Source organism: Pseudonocardia xinjiangensis (assembly GCF_050948425.1).
GTDB lineage: Bacteria > Actinomycetota > Actinomycetes > Mycobacteriales > Pseudonocardiaceae > Pseudonocardia > Pseudonocardia xinjiangensis.
On sequence record NZ_CP192009.1, the window covers coordinates 3230181 to 3248172 of the forward strand.

16 protein-coding genes are annotated in these 17992 nt (G+C 71.2%); 7 read left to right on the forward strand and 9 right to left on the reverse strand.

The window, feature by feature from the left end; translation table 11 throughout:
• The first annotated feature begins 8 nt into the window (after positions 1-8).
• From ACQPZA_RS15285 to ACQPZA_RS15295, 3 genes are all read left to right on the forward strand, one after another.
• Entirely contained in the window at positions 9-1466 is a 1458-nt protein-coding gene (locus ACQPZA_RS15285) for a protein adenylyltransferase SelO (protein ID WP_433281613.1), read from the forward strand.
• 5 nt (positions 1467-1471) lie between these two features.
• Positions 1472-2365, forward strand: a complete 894-nt coding sequence (locus ACQPZA_RS15290; RefSeq protein WP_433281615.1) for an endonuclease/exonuclease/phosphatase family protein — start codon at positions 1472-1474, stop codon at positions 2363-2365.
• A gap of 92 nt (positions 2366-2457) precedes the next feature.
• Positions 2458-3579, forward strand: a complete 1122-nt coding sequence (locus tag ACQPZA_RS15295) for a polysaccharide pyruvyl transferase family protein (protein ID WP_433281617.1) — start codon at positions 2458-2460, stop codon at positions 3577-3579.
• A gap of 81 nt (positions 3580-3660) precedes the next feature.
• Here ACQPZA_RS15295 and ACQPZA_RS15300 read toward each other — a convergent pair whose 3' ends face one another.
• On the reverse strand, positions 3661-4548 hold the full coding sequence (locus tag ACQPZA_RS15300; protein WP_433281619.1) for an oxidoreductase: 888 nt from the start codon (positions 4546-4548) through the stop codon (positions 3661-3663).
• Positions 4549-4611: 63 nt separating this feature from the next.
• Positions 4612-5232, reverse strand: a complete 621-nt coding sequence (locus tag ACQPZA_RS15305) for a TetR/AcrR family transcriptional regulator (protein ID WP_433281621.1) — start codon at positions 5230-5232, stop codon at positions 4612-4614.
• Positions 5233-5392: 160 nt separating this feature from the next.
• Between ACQPZA_RS15305 and ACQPZA_RS15310 the strand changes: the two genes are divergently transcribed.
• Positions 5393-8104, forward strand: coding sequence for an ATP-binding protein (locus ACQPZA_RS15310; RefSeq protein ID WP_433281623.1), 2712 nt, complete (start codon positions 5393-5395; stop codon positions 8102-8104).
• Between the two features lie 320 nt (positions 8105-8424).
• Here ACQPZA_RS15310 and ACQPZA_RS15315 read toward each other — a convergent pair whose 3' ends face one another.
• The 3 genes from ACQPZA_RS15315 to ACQPZA_RS15325 all read right to left on the reverse strand — a co-directional run bounded on the left by ACQPZA_RS15315 (position 8425) and on the right by ACQPZA_RS15325 (position 11209).
• Complete coding sequence (locus ACQPZA_RS15315) at positions 8425-9288, reverse strand: alpha/beta fold hydrolase (protein WP_433281626.1); 864 nt, start codon at positions 9286-9288, stop codon at positions 8425-8427.
• Between the two features lie 25 nt (positions 9289-9313).
• Complete coding sequence (locus ACQPZA_RS15320; RefSeq protein WP_433281628.1) at positions 9314-10348, reverse strand: DUF4331 family protein; 1035 nt, start codon at positions 10346-10348, stop codon at positions 9314-9316.
• A gap of 228 nt (positions 10349-10576) precedes the next feature.
• Positions 10577-11209 carry a TetR/AcrR family transcriptional regulator gene (locus ACQPZA_RS15325; protein ID WP_433281630.1) on the reverse strand — a complete coding sequence of 211 codons (633 nt, stop codon included), beginning with the start codon at positions 11207-11209 and terminating at the stop codon, positions 10577-10579.
• A 98-nt stretch (positions 11210-11307) separates the two neighbouring features.
• Between ACQPZA_RS15325 and ACQPZA_RS15330 the strand changes: the two genes are divergently transcribed.
• Positions 11308-11934: a hypothetical protein gene (locus tag ACQPZA_RS15330; protein WP_433281633.1), complete on the forward strand. Its 627-nt coding sequence runs from the start codon at positions 11308-11310 to the stop codon at positions 11932-11934.
• A gap of 85 nt (positions 11935-12019) precedes the next feature.
• On the opposite strand, the gene ACQPZA_RS15335 is transcribed toward ACQPZA_RS15330, so the two are convergent.
• The 3 genes from ACQPZA_RS15335 to ACQPZA_RS15345 form a co-directional block, all read right to left on the reverse strand.
• Positions 12020-13522 (reverse strand): hypothetical protein, encoded by a 1503-nt coding sequence (locus tag ACQPZA_RS15335; protein WP_433281635.1) that lies wholly within the window; start codon positions 13520-13522, stop codon positions 12020-12022.
• 175 nt (positions 13523-13697) lie between these two features.
• Positions 13698-14126 carry a hypothetical protein gene (locus tag ACQPZA_RS15340; RefSeq protein WP_433281637.1) on the reverse strand — a complete coding sequence of 143 codons (429 nt, stop codon included), beginning with the start codon at positions 14124-14126 and terminating at the stop codon, positions 13698-13700.
• A 50-nt stretch (positions 14127-14176) separates the two neighbouring features.
• Positions 14177-14491 carry a putative quinol monooxygenase gene (locus ACQPZA_RS15345; RefSeq protein WP_433281639.1) on the reverse strand — a complete coding sequence of 105 codons (315 nt, stop codon included), beginning with the start codon at positions 14489-14491 and terminating at the stop codon, positions 14177-14179.
• Between the two features lie 158 nt (positions 14492-14649).
• Between ACQPZA_RS15345 and ACQPZA_RS15350 the strand changes: the two genes are divergently transcribed.
• Positions 14650-15555, forward strand: a complete 906-nt coding sequence (locus tag ACQPZA_RS15350; protein ID WP_433281641.1) for an AraC family transcriptional regulator — start codon at positions 14650-14652, stop codon at positions 15553-15555.
• Here ACQPZA_RS15350 and ACQPZA_RS15355 read toward each other — a convergent pair.
• The gene (locus ACQPZA_RS15355) at positions 15458-16489 is read right to left on the reverse strand and encodes a DMT family transporter (RefSeq protein ID WP_433281644.1); all 1032 of its coding nucleotides are present in this window, start codon (positions 16487-16489) and stop codon (positions 15458-15460) included. The genes ACQPZA_RS15350 and ACQPZA_RS15355 overlap by 98 nt on opposite strands.
• Here ACQPZA_RS15355 and ACQPZA_RS15360 point away from each other — a divergent pair.
• Positions 16488-17903 (forward strand): PLP-dependent aminotransferase family protein, encoded by a 1416-nt coding sequence (locus ACQPZA_RS15360; protein WP_433281646.1) that lies wholly within the window; start codon positions 16488-16490, stop codon positions 17901-17903. The genes ACQPZA_RS15355 and ACQPZA_RS15360 overlap by 2 nt on opposite strands.
• Positions 17904-17992: the final 89 nt, after the last annotated feature.

The following is a 17992-nucleotide window of genomic DNA, read 5'->3' on the forward strand; positions in this document are numbered from 1 at the left end:
CTCGGGTCATGAGCGTCAGCGTCCGGCCGCTGCTGGAGTTCGACCATTCCTACGCCCGTGAACTGCCTGAGCTGTCCGTGCCGTGGACGGCGGCAGCGGCACCGGCGCCCGCCCTGCTGATGCTCAACGAGGCCCTGGCCACCGAGTTGGGTGTCGACGCCGAGGCGTTGCGGGCACCGGCCGGTGTCGAGCTGCTCGTCGGCACCGCGGTCCCGGACGGAGCGCGCCCTGTCGCACAGGCCTACGCCGGCCACCAGTTCGGCGGCTACGTGCCCCGGTTGGGAGACGGCCGGGCGCTGCTGCTGGGCGAGCTGGTCGACGCAGGCGGGCGTCGACGCGACCTGCATCTGAAGGGCTCCGGTCGCACGCCGTTCGCTCGCGGAGGGGACGGGAAGGCGGCCGTCGGTCCGATGCTGCGGGAGTACGTGATGGGGGAGGCGATGCACGCGCTGGGCATCCCCACCAGCAGGGCGCTCGCGGTGGTGGCCACCGGCAGCGACGTCGTGCGGGAGACGATGCTGCCCGGTGCGGTGCTCGCGCGGGTCGCGGCGAGCCACCTGCGGGTCGGGACGTTCCAGTACGCGGCCGCGAGCGGCGACCCGGCGCTCGTGCGGAAGCTGGCCGACCACGCGATCGCGCGGCACCATCCCGACGTCGCCGAGGCGGACAACCCCTACCTGGAGTTCTACCGGCGGGTCATCGACGCGCAGGCGTCGCTCGTCGCGGGCTGGATGCTCGTCGGGTTCGTGCACGGCGTCATGAACACCGACAACATGACGATCTCCGGGGAGACCATCGACTACGGCCCCTGCGCGTTCATGGACACCTACGACCCGGCGACGGTCTTCAGCTCGATCGATCACCGCGGCCGTTACGCCTACGGCAACCAGCCCGCCATCGCCCAGTGGAACCTGGCGCGGCTGGGCGAGGCGCTGGTGCCGCTGATCCACGAGGACACCGACGCCGCTGTCGAGGCCGCCACCGACGCCGTGCTCTCGTTCGCCGAGCGCTACGAGGGGTACTGGACGAGGGGGATGGCCGCGAAGCTCGGTCTCGAGGCCCCGGACGTCCCCCTGATCCAGGACGTGCTGGAGCTCCTGCACGCCCAGCACGTGGATTTCACGACGTTCTTCCGGGCGCTGTCGTCGCACCTGCGGGGACGTCCGGCGCGATCCCTGTTCACCGAGCCGGACGTGTTCGAGGCGTGGGACGCGCGCTGGCGGGCCCGGCTGCCCCGGGACGGCGCCACCGTGGCGGCTGGCATGGACCGGGTCAACCCTGTCTGCATCCCCCGCAACCACCTGGTGGAAGAGGCGTTGACCGCCGCCACCGGCGGTGACATGGCGCCGTTCCGTCGCCTCGTCGAGGTCGTTGCCGATCCGTTCGCCGAGCGTCCGGGTCTGGAGCGCTACGCCGAGCCGGCGCCCCTGGGCGGCGCCCCGCACGTCACCTACTGCGGCACCTAGCGACCATGAGCGACCGGTCCCACCGAGGGTTGTGGGTGGCGCTGCTCGCCTGCGTGGTCGCGTGCCTGGCGGGGTGCGCCACGACGACGGCCGGCCCGGACGCGGGCGGACCCCCGCCCGGCCCACCGGCCCCGCCGGACGTCGTGCAGGCCGGATCGGTGCGGGTGCTGCAGCTGAACCTGTGCAGCAGCGGCATCGCCGGCTGCTACACCGGCCGGTCCACGGCCGAGGCCGCCGCGGTGGTCCGCGCTGAGCTGCCCGACCTGGTCACCCTGAACGAGGTCTGCCAGGACGACGTGTCGTCGCTACAGCGCGCGCTCGCTGATGCGGTGCCCGGCGGCACGGCCGTGTCGGCGTTCCAGGCAGCGCGCAACGGGCGTACCGGGGAGGCGTACCGCTGCCGCAACGGCCAGCAGTACGGCATCGGCCTGGTCTCGCGGTGGCCGTCGGTGCCCGGGTCCTCCGCGGGCGGTGGGATCTACCCGGCACAGGACGAGGAGGACCCCGAGGAGCGGGCGTGGCTGTGCCTGGACGTCGCGGCCGATCGCGCCGTCGCCGTCTGCACCACGCACCTCGCCTACACCCAGCGGGAGGTCGCGGGGGCCCAGTGCAGGTACCTGTTCGGCACGGTCATCGCGGACATGCGCGCCCGGGACGGGGCGGCGCCGCTGGTGCTGGGAGGCGACCTGAACCTCGGGTCCGGCGACAGCGCGGACCTCAGGTCCTGCCTCCCTGCCGGTTCCGTGCTCGCCGACGACGGTGGCCAGCAGCACGTCGTGGCGACGCCCGAGTTCGCCGTCGCCGGCTCCCGCACGATCGACCTGCGCGGCGCCACCGACCACCCGGGCCTGCTCGTCACGCTCGCTCCCACCGGGGGCAGGCCCGAGCCGGGTCGATAAGTCGTCGAGTGCTGTTCATCCGTAGGAGACCTTCGTCCACCACCTGACGGGCGAGACTGGGCTGAATGCTGGGTTCAGTGCGTGGATGCCCCGTGTACTACCTCGTCGGCACCGCAGGACACCCCAACTACGGCGACGAGCTGATCACCTCGGTCTGGTTGAGACATCTGGCCGTCGTCGCCCCCGACGCCGATGTGTGGGTCGACTGTCCGGCGCCGGGTTCGGCCGCGGTGCTGCTCGACGGGTTGCACCCGCGGGCCCGGTTCACCGACACGGCGTGGCGGCTGTGTGCGGAAGCGCCCGGCCGGGGGCCGTGGGAGAAGGCCGCGTGGGTCCAGAATGCGATGCAGCAGCCCGGCCTGGCCTGCCGCTGGGTGGCCGGCATCGAGCTGATGAACACCGCCGACGTCGTCCACGTCATCGGGGGCGGGTACATCAACGGCATCTGGCCGCACCACATCGGGCTGCTCGGCGCCGCGGTGGCGGCGGTCCGGCGCTCGGGTGGCCGGGCGGTGCTCACCGGACAGGGCCTCATGCCGCTCGACGAGGGTGAGGCGGCACTCGTCCGCACCCTGCTCGAGCGGTTCGATCTGGTGGACGTGCGGGACACGGTGTCCGCCGAGCTGCTGGAGCGACCCGCCAGCCGAGGTGTCGACGACGCCTTCCTGGGCGCCGGCCGGTTCCTGCGTTCCGAACCGGATCCGGTCGGCACGCTCCCGCGCTACATGGTCTGCGTGCAGTCCGACCTGAGCGACCACGACGTGAGCAGGCTCGCCGCGTTCACCCTCGCGACCTTGCGGACCTGGGACGCCGACCCCGCCGACGTCGGGGTCGTCGAGGGCATACCCGGGCAGGACCGGGTGGTGTACGGGTTGCTCGAGCACGAGCTGCCCGGCTCGCAGTTCTTCCCGTTCAGCGAGGTGTGGCGGCACGGGATGCCGGTGGCATCACACCAGACGTGGCTCTCGACCCGCTTTCACCTGCACCTGGTGGCCGCGGCGGCCGGGGCGAACGGGGTGGCCGTGAGCGTCAACCGCGACTACTACGCCACGAAGCACGGCTCGCTGCTGCGGCTGGGCTCGAACTGGGATCTCGTCGAGGACCTCGCCGACGTCCCGAAGCCGCCCACCGGCGGCGGGTTCGCACCGGACGTGCTGGCCGCACATGTGAGCCGCAAGGTGGAGGTGGCACGGCAGATCTACCCGGCCTCCTGACCGGGCCGTGCGGGCGGGTGTGCCCCCTCCTGGCCACCCGCCCGCACGACGTCCAGGTCGGTCCGCACCGACGAGGTGGGGTCAGGCGATCTGGGCGCCCTCGGGGAAGTCGGTGCTGCGGGTGAGCTGCGACCACTGCTCGATCTCGGCGTCGACCGCGTCGCGACCGGCGGTGACCAGCCGGAGCGCGTCCGAACCGAGCAGCAGGTGCACCGGCGGCGTCGGGGTGTCGAGGATCGACAACACCGCTTCGGCCGCCTTCTCCGGGTTGCCCAGCTGATTGCCGCTCGCGGCGAGGCGATTCCTGCGGACCGGCTCCATCAGCGTGTCGTAGTCGGTGATGGAGCGGTCGGCGCGAACCATGGACCGGCCTGCCCAGTCGGTCCGGAAGGAACCGGGAGCAATCGCCGTCACGGCGATGCCGAAGCTCCTCACCTCCTTGGCGAGAGTGTCGAGAATGCCCTCGAGAGCGAACTTGCTGCCCTGGTAGTACGCCAGCCCGGGCACGGTGATCAGTCCGCCCATCGAGGTCACCGCCATCAGATGGCCGCGGCGGCGCCTGCGCATGTACGGCAGTGCGGCCTTCAGGGTGGCGACGGCGCCGTAGACGTTGACGTCGAACTGGGCGCGTAGCTCCGACATGGGCGACTCCTCGACGACGCCCTCGTGCCCGTAGCCCGCGTTGGCGATCACCACGTCGATCGGTCCGACGGACTCCTCGACGTCGGCGACGGTGGCGAGGACGGCGTCGTCGTCCGTCACGTCGAGCACGCGCGTCAGTGCCCGTCCGGACGTGCCGTCGGCGAGCTCCTCGAACTGCTCGTCGTCGTCGGGCTTGCGCACGCTGCCGACCACCGTGTGCCCGGCGGCGAGGAAGACCTGCGCGAACGCCCGCCCGAACCCGGAGCTCACACCCGTGATGAAGAAGATCTTCGGAGCAGGTCGGGCGGCTGTCGTAGGACTCGTCATGGTCCCGAGTCTACGCTTAGTCGAGAAAAGTTGACGCGGCGTCGAAAACGGCGGAGCCGGGCCCTACCGGGAAAGATCGAGCGCGGTGCGCCAGACGTGGGTCAGCGTCGCGGCGGTCTCGTCGACGGAGCCGCCGGTCCTGGAGGCCTGGTAGAAGCACCGCTCGGTCATCCAGACGAGTGCGGCGGTGACAGCGGTGGCATCAGTGGGGCCGGCTCCGGCGGGCAGCCCCGCTCGTTCGGCGATCCGCCGGGTGATGTCGGCGATGGCGGAGACCGCGGAGCGCCACTGTTCTGCGATGGCCGGGATGGTGGGGGAGAGGTCGACGGCCGCACGCATGACGCTGCCGTGTTCGTGCCACATGCGTGCGGTCTGCTGAACGCTCTGTTCGAGCGCTTCCGCCGGTGAACTCGTGCCGGCTGCGTCTGCCGCGTCCACTTCGGCGCGGAGCGTCGACACCGTTCGCTCGACGAGTGCGGTGAGCACGTCGTTCTTCGAGCCGAAGTAGAAGTAGAAGGCGCCCCTGGTGATCCCGGCCGCCGTCGCGATCGTCTCGACCGTCATGTGGTCCAGGCCGCCGGTGGCGAGTTGATGTTCGGCGGCGTCGAGGATCGCACGTTCGCGCAGATCGCCCTTGCTGGGAGCGACGCGGCGGCGACCCTTCGATTCTCCGGGCTGAGGCACAGCATCAAGCTATCAGGCGTCGAAAATTATCGACGACGCGTTGATTTTCTCCCGCCGACGAGGTCGGCGCGCGGCTGCGCGGTGCGGCTCGTGGTGGCGCCGCGATCGGGACGGCGGGGATACTCCGAGGTCCGGGGGCCTGAGCAGGTGGTGTCAGGGGTTGCTGGACCGGAGTGCTGAGCGCGAGGTGCTCGACCGACTGCTTCAGGCGGTCCGGTCGGGCGAGAGCCGTGCCCTGGTGATGCACGGCGAGCCCGGCGTGGGCAAGACGGCGTTGCTGGAGTACGTGGTGGAGCGGGCGCCGGGGCGGGTGGTCCGTGCCGCCGGGGTGCAGTCGGAGATCGAGCTGGCCTTCGCGGGGTTGCACCAGCTGTGCGCACCCCTGCTGGACGGGCTCGCCCGGCTTCCTGATCACCAGCGCCATGCGCTCGGCACGGCGCTGGGGCTCCGTGGCGGGCCGCCGCCGGATCGTTTCCTGGTCGGCCTGGCCGTGCTGGACCTGCTGGCGGAGGAGGCCCGGGAGCGGCCCCTCGTCTGTGTGGTCGACGACGCCCACTGGCTCGACCGTGCCTCGGCGCAGGCGTTGGCGTTCGTGGCGCGTCGTCTGGTGGCGGAGTCCGTGGGCATCGTCTTCGCGATCCAGGCAACCGATGGATGTACGGCGTTGACGGGCCTGGCGGAGCTGGTGGTCGACGGGCTGCCCGATGATGATGCGCGGGCCCTCCTGCGCTCAGTGCTGCGCGGGCCCGTGGACGAGCGGGTGCTCGGCCGGATCGTGGCCGAGACGCGGGGCATTCCGTTGGCCTTGATCGAGCTGCCGCGCGGGCTGGCACCCGCGGAGCTGGCCGGAGGGTTCGGGCCTACGGCAGGGGCGGCGCTCCCGATGCAGATCGAGGACAGCTTCCGGCGGCAGCTGATGGCGCTCGAGGCCGACGCCCGGCGGCTGTTGCTCATCGCGGCGGCAGAACCGCTCGGAGAGCCGGTGCTGGTGTGGCGGGCGGCGGAGCGGCTCGGGGTCGGCGTCGATGCGGCGGTTCCCGCGGTGGCGGCCGGGCTGCTCGAGATCGGTGCCGGAGTGCGTTTTCGGCATCCGTTGGAGCGCTCGGCGGTCTATCGGGCGGCGTCCCCGCAGGAGCGGCGCAGCGTGCACCGGGCGCTGGCGGAGGCCACCTGTCCTGAGACGGATCCCGATCGACGCGCCTGGCACGCCGCCCAGGCAACGGTCGAGCCCGAGGAGCAGGTCGCCGTGGATCTCGAGCGTTCCGCCGGCCGGGCGCAGGCGCGCGGCGGCCCGGCCGCGGCGGCCGCGTTCCTGCAACGGGCCGCCGAGCTGACGCCTGATCCGACTCGTCGCGGTGAGCGTGCGCTCAGTGCGGCGCAGGCCGCGCACCAGGCCGGCATGCCCGACGCGGCTCTGAGGCTGCTGTCCATCGCGGACGCGGGCCCAGCGGACAACCTCCAGCGGGCATACGCCGACCTGCTGCGCGCCCGGATCGCGTTCGACGTGAACCGCGGCCGCGCCGCTGTCTCGTCGCTGCTGGAGGCAGCCAGGAAGCTCGGATCCCTCGACGTGCGGCTGGCCCGCGAGACCTACCTGGACGCGCTGTCCGCAGCCATCCTCGCCGGCCCGTTGGTCACGGGCGGAAGTGTCCGCGAGGTGGCCGAAGCCGCACGCGCCGCGCCGCCGGCGGCGCAGCCCCCGAGCGCGGCCGATCTCCTCCTCGACGCCCTGGCGACCCGGTACACAGCGGGATACGCCGCGAGCACGCCGATGCTGAGGCGGGCACTGGATGCCTTCCGCAGTAACCGCCTCGGACAGGAGGACGAGCTGCGGTGGCTCTGGCAGGCCCATATCGTCGCCGTGAACCTCTGGGACGACGAGGCGTTGGAGATGCTCGTCAGCCGCCACGTCCAGCTCGCCCGGGACACCGGGGCGCTCACCACGCTCCCCCTCGCCCTGAACTCACGCATCACCGTGCACGTGCTGATGGGCGAGATGGCCGCGGCAGCAGCGCTGATCCAGGAACTGGAGGCGGTCACCGAGGTGACCGATAGTTCCGCGGTGCCCTACGGCGCCCTGTTGCTCGCCGCCTGGCGGGGCCGGGAGGCCGAGGCGGCCCAGGTGATCGAGACCACCCTCGCCGAGGTGGTGCGCCGGGGCGAGGGCATCGGGCTGACGGTCACGGTCAGGGCGAAGGCGTTGCTCCTCAACAGCCTCGGCCGGTACCAGGACGCGCTGACGGCGGCTCAGCAGAGCAACGCGCACCTGGCCGAACTGGGCCTGTCCGCCTGGGGCGTGCTGGTCGAGCTCATCGAGGCGGCCATCCGCAGCGGGATGCCGGCGCACGCGGCCGACGCACTCACCCGGCTCGCGGAGACGACACCTGCCCGCGGCAGTGACTGGGCGTCGGGCATCGAGGCCCGCTGCCGAGCAGTGCTGAGTGCCGGTGCGGATGCGGAGAGCCTCTATCGGGCGGCGATCGATCGGCTCGGCCGTACCCGTATCCGGGGAGAGCTCGCCCGTGGACACCTGCTGTACGGCGAGTGGCTGCGCCGCGAACGCCGTCGGGTGGATGCGCGCCAACAGCTGCGCAGCGCCCACGAGATGTTCTCCGCGATGGGCATGGAGGCATTCGCCCAGCGCGCCGCGCGCGAGCTGCAGGCAACGGGCGAGCGGGTCCGTAAACGCGCCGTCGAGACCGGTGGCGAGCTCACCGCCCAGGAGGCGCAGATCGTGCGGCTCGTTCGCGAGGGCCTGTCCAACCCCGAGATCGCCGCCCGGCTGTTCCTGAGCCCGCGCACCATCGAGTGGCACCTGAGCAAGATCTTCGGGAAGCTGAACATCACCTCCCGGATGCAGCTCTTCCGGTGAACCGGCGGCGGAGGCCCATCAGCCCCGACGCCACTGCGCCGCGGCCCCTCGCGGGCCGACGCCGCTGACCGCGCCCCGGGAGGTGGCCAGGGTGCTCACGGGCGCAATCGGTGCGGCGCCGGCCGATTATGGATCCCGATGGTCAGCACCGAACAGGAAGAAGCCATCGAGCCGGCATTCCCGGCTCAGTGTTCGAGATCCCTGAAGTGCCCTCCGGACAGGGCGGCGTCGATTGCATTCCTTGAGGGGTGGGATGCAATCGACGCTGCTCGTCGAGTCGCTGGACGAGGCGCAGACAGCTCTATCGCTGAACATCCCGCTCAGCCCAGCAAGGCGTTGATCTCCATCGCGAAGTCCATCGCGTACTGGAAGAGAAACCCGTGCCCGGCGTGGGGATAGAGGGACAGTCGGGCGCTCGGCAGGTTCGCCGCCAACAGTCTGCTGTTTCTGGTCGGGATCATGATGTCGTGATCGCCGTTCGCCACCAGCGTGGGCTGCGTGATCCCGGCAAGCCGCTGCAGGCGGGCCGGCTCGGGGATGCCCCACGCGGTGATCGCGTCGAGCTGGGCGTTCCGGGTCTGGAGGCTGGTCGGCTCGTCGCGGTCGTGCGTCCGGCTGAAGATGCGCTCGAGGAACTGCTCTCCCTTGGCGACGTCGGCCGGGGTCCGCTCGAAGAAGAGGCTGACGAAGTCCGCGCCCGTGAGCTGGTCGCGGGTCGCCGCCTCATGTACGTCCGGGGTGAATCCGTGCATCTGCTCGCCTCCCCGCGGGCCGGTACCGGCCAGCACGATCCGCCGCACGAGCTGTGGCCTGATGAGCGCGAGTTCCTGGGCGACGTAGCCGCCGAGAGAGAACCCGAGGATGTCGAGAGTGCGGAGGCCGAGAGCATCGACGAACGCGAGTGCGTCGTGTGCCATGGCTGCCACCGTGTTCGGCGTCGTGCCGGAAGATCCGCCGACTCCGGTGTTGTCGAGCAGGATCACCTCGCGTTCCGCGGCGATCGCGTCGACGAGGTCAGGGTCCCAGTTGTCGAGGTTGCCGCGGAAATGCTGCAGGAACAGTAGCGGCGGCTTGTCAGGGGCGCCGTTGCCGAAGCGGCGGTAGGTGTAGGTGATCCCGTTGGCGGCCGCGGCGACCAGATTGGCTGCGGTGAGCTGCGAAGATGCAGCGGCGGGTGTGGACATGATGTGCCTTCCTGTGAATGTGCCGTCACTCCGGTTGTGCGGCCACCACGTAGGGGAAGGTCGCACTGCGATTGTCTGCGAACTGCCCCGGGGTGAGGCCGGTGCTGACAGCTGAGTTCATGACCAGCGAGAACATCACTTCGGGAGCGTTGTCGGCCAGAGCGCGGCCGTTCATGACCGAGAACCCGAAGACGGCAGGTGTGCCGGTCCGATAGGGCAGTACGTCGGGCAGCAGGCGTCGGGCTATGGCCTGCCCGTGCGCCACGGGGTCGTCGGCTGTCCCGTTGGCGCATGTCAGGTCGGCCACGAGGTCCGCGATGTGTGCACTCTCGGTGGCAAGCTCGGCGGCCGGATGCTTCGTGTTCGATGTGCTGGCGGCCTCACCGTCGTCGGGCCGGAAGATGGGCCAGACCATCGGGTGTCCCTCGCGGTTGATCTGCCGCCAGGAACCCGCGTCGGTAGCCAGCTTGGTGACGCTCCAGAGTCCGATGTTCTGGTCGACGCCCAGCCGCGGATCGTCGTCGGCGATCTCGAGCACGATGGCGTGGATGTACGAGCCGGCGAAGCTGCTCTCGGCGATTTCGGGGCGCCAGTCCGGAAGCTCGATCTTCGCGCCCCTCTTGACAGCGGCGTTGATGGCGAAGACCAGGGTCAGGTCGACGTAGAACGGGTCGGCGGCCCGGCCGGTCCACAACCGCAGTCCGGCAGGCCCTGTGATGACGGTGCCGGTGCGGCCCTCGGCGAGGAGTTCGCCCTGCGCGGTGTCGTCCCGGGCCTCCGGACCGGCGAGCACATGGAGAGCGACGGCCTGCCCGGTTCCGCCGCCGGCGTCAGGGCCGAAGGTGACACGGTAGGTGAGATCCTCGTGCTCACCGCCCGCGGTGTGGATCTTGAACTCGTAGCGCGCCTCCGGGTGCCATCCCGGCGGCACATCGACCGCCAGCGACGAGTTCACGTCCATGACGAAGACCGTTCCGGTTTCGCCGTGGAAGACGTACTGGTCGGTGAGGTCGAGCCGGTTGTCCTTGCGGGACAGTTCGGAGTCCAGGTGGTGCGACACGGTGAAACGCTCCTTCGGCGAAGGGTTGAATCGAGGTCAGCTGTCTACGGGCGTCGGCGTGCCGTGGAGATCCGCAGAACCCACGCTGCGGCGTTCGATCGATCGCCTCCGGACCCACGCTCCACTGTGGTGCTGTCCCGCCCGCAGGGCGCCCGTGTACGTACTGGCTCAGCCCCTGGCCGATCGTGGCCGTCGACGGGGCACGCGGTCGGCCCCGTACGGGGGATTTCAGCCCGGTTGTAGCCCGTCGAGCAGTGCTTCGAGCCCGCGGCGGAACTCGGCCTCCGGCGTGCTGGTCCGGGCGGCACCGGCGATCTCGATCAACCGGGGGTAGCGCTCGGTCGGGAGCGAGCGGAACCGGTCGATCGTCGCGTCCGCTCCACCGTTGCGGGTGCTCAAGGGGCCGGTCAGCTCGGTCTGGGCGAAGGCCGCCGCCAGCGTGGTGACGGCACGGAAGGCGACCAGGAGGTCCTCGCCGTCGAGGCCGGACCGGGCGAGTGCCGCGAGCAGTGCCTCGGCGGCGTCGAGGAAGGTCTCCGACTGGCTGCGTCGGGCGAGTACCAGCGGAATGGCGTTGGGGTGCGGGCGGACGGCACGCCACAGCTCCTCGGCGAGTCCCCGGACGTCGACGCGCCAGTCGGATGAGGGGGAGTGGGGAATTGTGATGCCGCGCAGCACGCCGTCCACCACCAGGGCATCCAGCGCCGCGCGATCGGCGACATAGTTGTAGAGCGTCATCGGGCCGGTGCCCAGGCGGGCGGCGACCGCACGCATGGTGAGACCGGCGAGGCCGTGCTCGTCGACCACCGCGATGGCCGCGCCCTCCAGTTCGGCGCGGCTGAACCTCGCCCGTCGTCCCACTCTTGACCCTCCCCGTACGTTCGATCTACGATTTACGTACGATTGTACGTAAATCAGATGGCCGTCGCCGGAGCCACCACCCTGCTGAGGACGTGACGATGAACCTGATCGAGATCACCCACCCTGTCGGGGCCATGGACGAGGCGGCGCGCGCCGAGGTCGCGCAGCAGATCATGACCGGAATGCTGGGCGGAGAGGAGATCCCGGCCGAGACCCTCCGACGGGTGCGCCGGATGAGTCACGTGCTGTTCCACGAGGCACGGAGCTGGACCACCGGCGACGGGCCCGTCCCTGCCCACGCGCCGCCGCCCTACATCGTCACGATCACCGTGCCCGAGGCATGGCGGGAAGAGATGTCGCGCTACGCCATCGGTGTGGTGCGGGCCGCGCTCAGGCGACGGGACAACCAGCACGGGGTCTCGCGCGAGGGCGGAGACGTGTGGGTCAACGTGGTCGGCATCGCCGACGGCAGCATCGGCCTGAACGGCAAGGCCACCACCGCTGCCGGCGTGCTGAACTACATGACCGAGGAGTACCGGGCCGCGGCGCCCGCGCAGACCGACCTACCCGACGGCGTGGTGGTCGACCCGATCTGCGGCATGCAGGTCCGGCTCGGCCCGAAAGCGATCACCCTGGACCACAACGGCACCACCATCGGCTTCTGCGCCACCGGCTGCCGCGACGCCTACACCCAGAACGAGGGGCTCGTCCCGAACACACCGTGAGCCGACCCGCCCTGGCCGGGCTTGCGGGCGCGCCCCGCGCCCGGCGTGTGGACCTGGTCGCAGGCCCACACGCCGGGGGTGATCATCAGCGGCGGATGAAGACCGGGTTGGAGTAGAACCACAGGTCGGCCCAGGGGTCGGCGCCGTGGGCGTCGGGTTCCGGCTCGAGCTCGGTGGTGCTCGTGCCGCGGACCCGTACGTACATCGCCCCGGGCACATCGATCGAGTGCCGGACGACGATCCAATCGCCCTCGCGGCGCCAGTTCGACTCGTCGAAGCGCGCCAGGACCGTGGTGGTCGGGTTGGTGTCGACCGTGGGCGTGGCGACCGGTCCGGTGATCATTCCGCCGATGATGTCGATGCGGCGCGGTACGGGCCGGTCGCCGTGCGCGTTCGGGGCCTTGGGAACCCGGATGCGTACCTCGACCTCGGCGGCGCGGTCGTCGCGGCCGCGCAGCAGCAGCGATTCGCCGACCGCGGCCTGGTTCGGGCCGCCGTCACCGCGGCCTGCCCGGGAGACCGTGAGGTCGAGGCGGTCGATGAGGTCGCCGGTGGTGACGAAGATGCGGCCGTTGCGCAGGCCGTCGAGGATGTCGGCGTAGTCCGCGGTGGCGTGGACGTAGGTCTTGGAGTACTCGCCGGGCCAGAAGTCGGAGCCACCATCGGTGTAGTGGACGTGGGAGTCGGACGTGCTGGTGATCCACCAGCGGCGGCCCTCTCCGAGCAGGGAGTCCCACAGCCCGCCGAGCCGGGCGGTCATCTGGTCGAAGCCGCCCATGGTGGGGTGGTTGCCGTATCCGCCGCGCTCGCCGTTCGGGTCAAGGCTCCCGTCGCGGTTGAGCGTGCCGGCCTGGTGTCCGGGTGCGCCCTCGAAGCCGACCGACACCTCGGGTGCGGTGTCGTTCCAGGCCCGGAACTCGGCCGGCGTGTCCTGGCCGTAGACGCCGAGGCCGGTGGCCGATCGGGCGGGGTGGTTGGCGAACAGCACGGGCCGGTCACGCAGGGCCCGCATCGCGCGGAGCGCTTCGAGCATCTTGGGCTCGGTATCGCGGACCGGGTCGCCGGGGAACGCGTCGCGCTTGGCGAAGCGGCTCTCCAGGGAGAACAGGATGTCCCGCTCGTCGGCGACCTTGGGGATGATGAGGCTGCTGTGGTCGGCGGCCGGGGTGTCGAACTCCATCCCGTAGAACTGGAGCACACCGGGCACCTTGCGACGGGAGTCGAGCAGGCTGGGGTAGGCCTGCTCGGCGTTGAGCTTGGAGTGGTTGGGGCCGCCGTGGTCCGTGGAGACCATCCAGCGCAGACCGAAGCGCTCCGCGTTGGTCGCGTTCGTCGCGATGGGGTAGATCGCATCGCCCGCGATGATCGGGGTCGGGGGCGACGTGGACTCGTCGTATCCGACGCTGAACTCGCTGTGGATGTGGTGGTCACCGGGCAACCAGTCCCGGCTCTTGCCGCCCGGCCCCTGGCCGGTCGTCTCGCCTGCCTGCGCCGGCGAGACGCCGCCCAGGGTGACCAGACCGGCCAGCCCACCCGTCACTGCCAACATCCTGCGCCGGTTCAACCTGTGGTGCTCGAGGTCGTCCATCTACTCCTCTTCCTGGCTCCATGAGCCGCTGCCACCCGATCGGGGTGAAGCGGCGACACAGCGCAACAGGTGCTGATGGCGACGGAGTGACACGTTCTGGATCATCGGGACAACTGGTCACCAACTACGACGGAGCCTGACCGCTGGGCAACCGGTCCGCAGCGAGCAACGGCGCTCACCCTGTCGGCTGGAGAGCCTGGTCCGGCAGGTCCGGGGACGGCGCCTCGGAAGCCGGGCTCAGGACCCGGGTGAGCCGGTCGGTGCGCGTCCGGCGGGCCGCGGCCGAGACCGGCACCTGCGGGTAGAGCGCGTCGAACGCGTGGAAGCCGCCCGCCCAGACGTGCAGCTCCGCCTGGCCGCCTGCCGCTGGGGAGCGCTCGGCACCGGCCGGGCTGAATATCGAGAGCGGGATCCGCTCACCATCCGGGCTCGGGACGGTGACCTCGCGCCGGTCGACGGCGCGACCTTCGAGGAAGGTCTCCACCGGCGTCGACGGGGCCTGGCGCAGCTGCGCAACCATCTCCGGGCTGAGCTGGGACATGAGCGGCATGTCGGCCAGTACTGCGTGCAGTTGGGGGTCGATGCCGGGGCGTGCCTGGTTCACGGTGGTTCCTCACGAGGGGGTGGTGCGGTGATCGGTACGACGGTGGCCGGTCAGCGGTCCCGGAAGGCGGTCTTGCCGCCCACCGGCACCTCGTCGGTGTACCGGGACTCGCCCGCGAGCAGCGGCTGGAGCTTGGCGACCAGCGCCTGCGCCTCCTCGGTCACGAAGAACCTGCCGTGGGCCTCTTCGCTGGTCCAGCCTTCGGTGACGTGGACGGTGTCCCGGCTGCCCGCCGAGCGGCTGACCAGGAAGACGACGCAGTCCTCGTTGGACAGAGACGGCGCGTCGAGCAGGAACTCGACCAGCTCGTCACCCTTCCCGGGTCGGGCGGTCATGGTGGCGTGGAAACCGTGGTTGACGCTCATGGGGGCAGTCCCTTGGATCGTGGAGCTGTCGTGTTCTCCTGGGATGTCGACCCGTCCATGTAAGCATCGTGACCTGGCGAAACGTGAGAACGATGCTCCTGATCTCTTGCCTGATCCTCCCCCTTTGTGGAGTACTGGGATCGTGCTTCAATCGCATCATGGACCTCGACGGGCTGCGTGCCCTGCTCGCTCGGCATGCCCGGCCCGACGCGACCACCGCCATCGACGGTGTCCTGGTGTCGCAGGTCGAGCAGTCGACGCCGCCGTCTCCGTCGATGTCGGGAACGGTCATGGCACTCATCGCGCAGGGCGCGAAACGGATCGCGCTGGGCGACCGCGTGTACGAGTACCGCGCCGGGCAGTACCTCATCGCCTCGGTGGACATGCCGATCACCGGCCAGTTCACCGAGGCGAGCCCCGAGCGGCCGGCGATGGGCTTCGGGCTGGTCCTGCACCCGGCCACCGTCGCCGAGCTGCTGCTGCAGGCCGCCCCGGGTGACCTCCCGCCCGCCGGCGGCGGCGCGCCGTCCGGCATGGCTGTCACCGACGCTCCCGCCGCGCTCGTCGACGCGGTGATCAGGCTGCTGAGCCTGCTCGACCAGCCACGCGACATCGCGGTGCTCGCACCGCTGATCAAGCGGGAGATCCTGTGGCGGCTCATCACCGGTGAGCAGGGCGCCGTCGTGCGCCAGCTCGGTCTCGCCGACAGCAGCCTCAGCCACATCGCCCGGGCGGTCCGGTGGATCCGCGACCACTACGCGCAGTCCTTCCGTGTCGAGGACCTGGCGCAGCTGTCCGGCATGAGCGTGTCCGCCTTCTACCGCAACTTCCAGGCGGTCACCGCGATGAGCCCCATCCAGTTCCAGAAGCAGATCCGGCTGCAGGAGGCCCGGCTCCTGCTCGCCATGCAGTCCAGCGACGTCTCCGGCGTCGGCCACCGCGTCGGTTACGACAGCCCGTCGCAGTTCAGTCGCGAGTACCGCCGCCAGTTCGGCGCTCCTCCCAGCCAGGACGCCGCTCGCCTGCGCGGCTCGGCGCTGCGCACCGCTCCAGCTCTGGTGTGACGGCCACGGCACGGGCCGGGGGGTCGAGGCGGATGCGCACGGCGATGGCGGCGCAGACGATGACGGCGACACCGCCGAGGACGGTCGGCCAGGTCAGCTCCTCGCGGAGCAGCACAGCCGCCCAGCTGATGCCGAGCACGGGCTGGACCAGCTGCACCTGGCTGACCTGTGCCATCGGGCCGATGGCCAGGCCGCGGTACCAGGCGAAGAAGCCGAGGAACATGCTGACCGCGGCGAGGTAGGCGAACGCCGCCCACTCGATCGGCGTCGCCGACGGGGGCTGGTGGAGCGTCGAGACCACCGTCAAGGTGATCATCAGCGGCGAGGACAGCACGAGCGCCCAGGACACCGTCTGCCAGGAGCCGAGCTCGCGGCTGAGCAGCCCGCCCTCGGCGTAGCCGATCGCGGCGGCGGCGACGGCGCAGAACAGCAACAGGTCGGAGTGGTGCAGCTGCCCGAACCCGCCGCCCTGCAGGGACGCGAACACGACGGCGGCGAGGGCGCCGACCGCAGCCATGATCCAGAACGACCGCGGCGGGCGTTCCTTGCCGCGGACGACGGCCATGGCGGCGGTCGCCGCCGGGAGCAGTGCGATCACCACGGCACTGTGACCGGCCGAGGCGGTGGTGAGCGCATACGAGGTCAGCAGCGGGAAGCCGACGACGATGCCGCCGGCCACGACGGCCAGCCGCACCCACTGGGCGCCCGTCGGCAGGGGCTGCCTGGTCAGGGCGAGCGCGGTGGCGGCCAGGAGTGCGGCGACGACCGCGCGGGCCGAGCCGACGAACAGCGGGGACAGCCCCCCGACGGCGACCCGGGTGAACGGGACGGTGAACGAGAACGCCGCCACTCCCAGCAGCCCCCACCACAGGCCCGTCCGCGCCAGCGATAACGATGCTGGCGAAATCCGAGTAGCGCTATCTTGTCTCGACATGGCTGACGATAGCGCTGCTCGGATCGTCGCAGGTCTGCGCGCCTGGATCGCGCAGGCGCCGCCGGGCGCCCGGCTGCCGTCCAACCGGGCGTTGACGGCGGAGTACGGAGCCAGTCCCGTCACGGTCCAGAAGGCGATGCGAGCCCTGAGCGCGCTCGGGCTCGTCGAGCCCCGGCCCGGCGTGGGGACGTTCACCCGCGCCGTGCGCACCGTGCGGCCTCCCGACTACGGGTGGCAGACCGGGGCCCTGCGTTCCCCGCCTGCGCGCATCCCGCCCGTGGCGACGCCGATGCGCGTCAGCTCACCGGACGGGATCGGCCTGCACGCCGGTTACCCCGCGCGCGAGCTCCTCCCGGAGCGGCTGGTGCGCGCCGCGCTCGCGCGCGCCGCCCGCACCGACGCGGCCGTGGCCCGGTCTCCCGCCGCCGGACTGCCGGAGCTTCGAGCCTGGTTCGCCCACGAGCTCGCCGAGGCCGCACCGGTGGGCGTCACCCCGCCGGCAGCCCGGGACGTCGTGGTCCTGCCCGGCAGCCAGAGCGGCCTGAGCTCGATCTTCCGCGCGCTGGTGGGTGTCGGGCAGCCGTTGCTCATGGAGTCGCCGAGCTACTGGGGTGCCATCCTCGCCGCGGCGCAAGCCGGTGTGCACGTCGTCCCCGTGCCGAGCGGACCGACCGGCCCGGACCCGGACGAGCTCGCCCGCGCCTTCGCCGAGACCGGGGCACGCGTGTTCTACGCGCAGCCGACGTACGCCAATCCCACCGGCGCGCAGTGGCCGCCCTCACGGGCGGCGCAGGTGCTCGACGTCGTCCGCGCTCACGCCGCCTTCGTCGTGGAGGACGACTGGGCCCACGACTTGGGGATCGACACCACCGCGCAACCGCTCGCCGTGCACGACGACGCAGGCCACGTCGTCTACCTGCGCTCGCTGACCAAGAGCGTGTCCCCGGCCGTTCGCGTCGCCGCGGTCATCGCCCGTGGCCCCGCCCGCGACCGCATCCTCGCCGACCGGGGAGCCGAGTCGATGTACGTCAGCGGTCTCCTGCAGGCCGCCGCCCTCGACGTCGTCACACAGCCCGGATGGCGCACCCACCTGCGCAACCTGCCTCACCAGTTGCGCGCCCGCCGCGACCTGCTCATCGACAGCCTTGCCGAGCACGTCCCCGACGCCCACCTCGACCACGTACCCCGCGGCGGTCTCAACCTCTGGGCCCGCCTGCCCGACGAGACCGACCTCGACCGGCTCGCCCGTGACTGCGAAGCCGACGGCGTGACGATCGCGCCCGGCACCGAATGGTTCCCCGCCGAACCGTCCGGCTCATTCATCCGGCTCAACTACTCCGGCCCGAACCCCGACCGCTTCCCCGAGGGTGCCCGCGTCATCGGAAAGGCTCTCTCCCGCCAGCGGATGTCGTAAACGCGCACTGCGGCCGTGTGAACGCGCGCCGGCTGCGTTCCTCGCAGAGCCCACAGCATCTGCGACGAACCCACCCCCTCTGCGAGGAC

Bases quoted from the DNA above. Each gene is read 5' to 3' on its own strand.
- ACQPZA_RS15285 (WP_433281613.1), top strand. From the start codon at position 9: ATGAGCGTCAGCGTCCGGCCGCTGCTGGAGTTCGACCATTCCTACGCC.
- ACQPZA_RS15290 (WP_433281615.1), top strand. From the start codon at position 1,472: ATGAGCGACCGGTCCCACCGAGGGTTGTGGGTGGCGCTGCTCGCCTGC.
- ACQPZA_RS15300 (WP_433281619.1), bottom strand. From the start codon at position 4,548: ATGACGAGTCCTACGACAGCCGCCCGACCTGCTCCGAAGATCTTCTTC.
- ACQPZA_RS15315 (WP_433281626.1), bottom strand. From the start codon at position 9,288: ATGTCCACACCCGCCGCTGCATCTTCGCAGCTCACCGCAGCCAATCTG.
- ACQPZA_RS15330 (WP_433281633.1), top strand. From the start codon at position 11,308: ATGAACCTGATCGAGATCACCCACCCTGTCGGGGCCATGGACGAGGCG.
- ACQPZA_RS15335 (WP_433281635.1), bottom strand. From the start codon at position 13,522: ATGGACGACCTCGAGCACCACAGGTTGAACCGGCGCAGGATGTTGGCA.
- ACQPZA_RS15345 (WP_433281639.1), bottom strand. From the start codon at position 14,491: ATGAGCGTCAACCACGGTTTCCACGCCACCATGACCGCCCGACCCGGG.
- ACQPZA_RS15350 (WP_433281641.1), top strand. From the start codon at position 14,650: ATGGACCTCGACGGGCTGCGTGCCCTGCTCGCTCGGCATGCCCGGCCC.
- ACQPZA_RS15360 (WP_433281646.1), top strand. From the start codon at position 16,488: ATGGCTGACGATAGCGCTGCTCGGATCGTCGCAGGTCTGCGCGCCTGG.
- ACQPZA_RS15355 (WP_433281644.1), bottom strand. From the start codon at position 16,489: ATGTCGAGACAAGATAGCGCTACTCGGATTTCGCCAGCATCGTTATCG.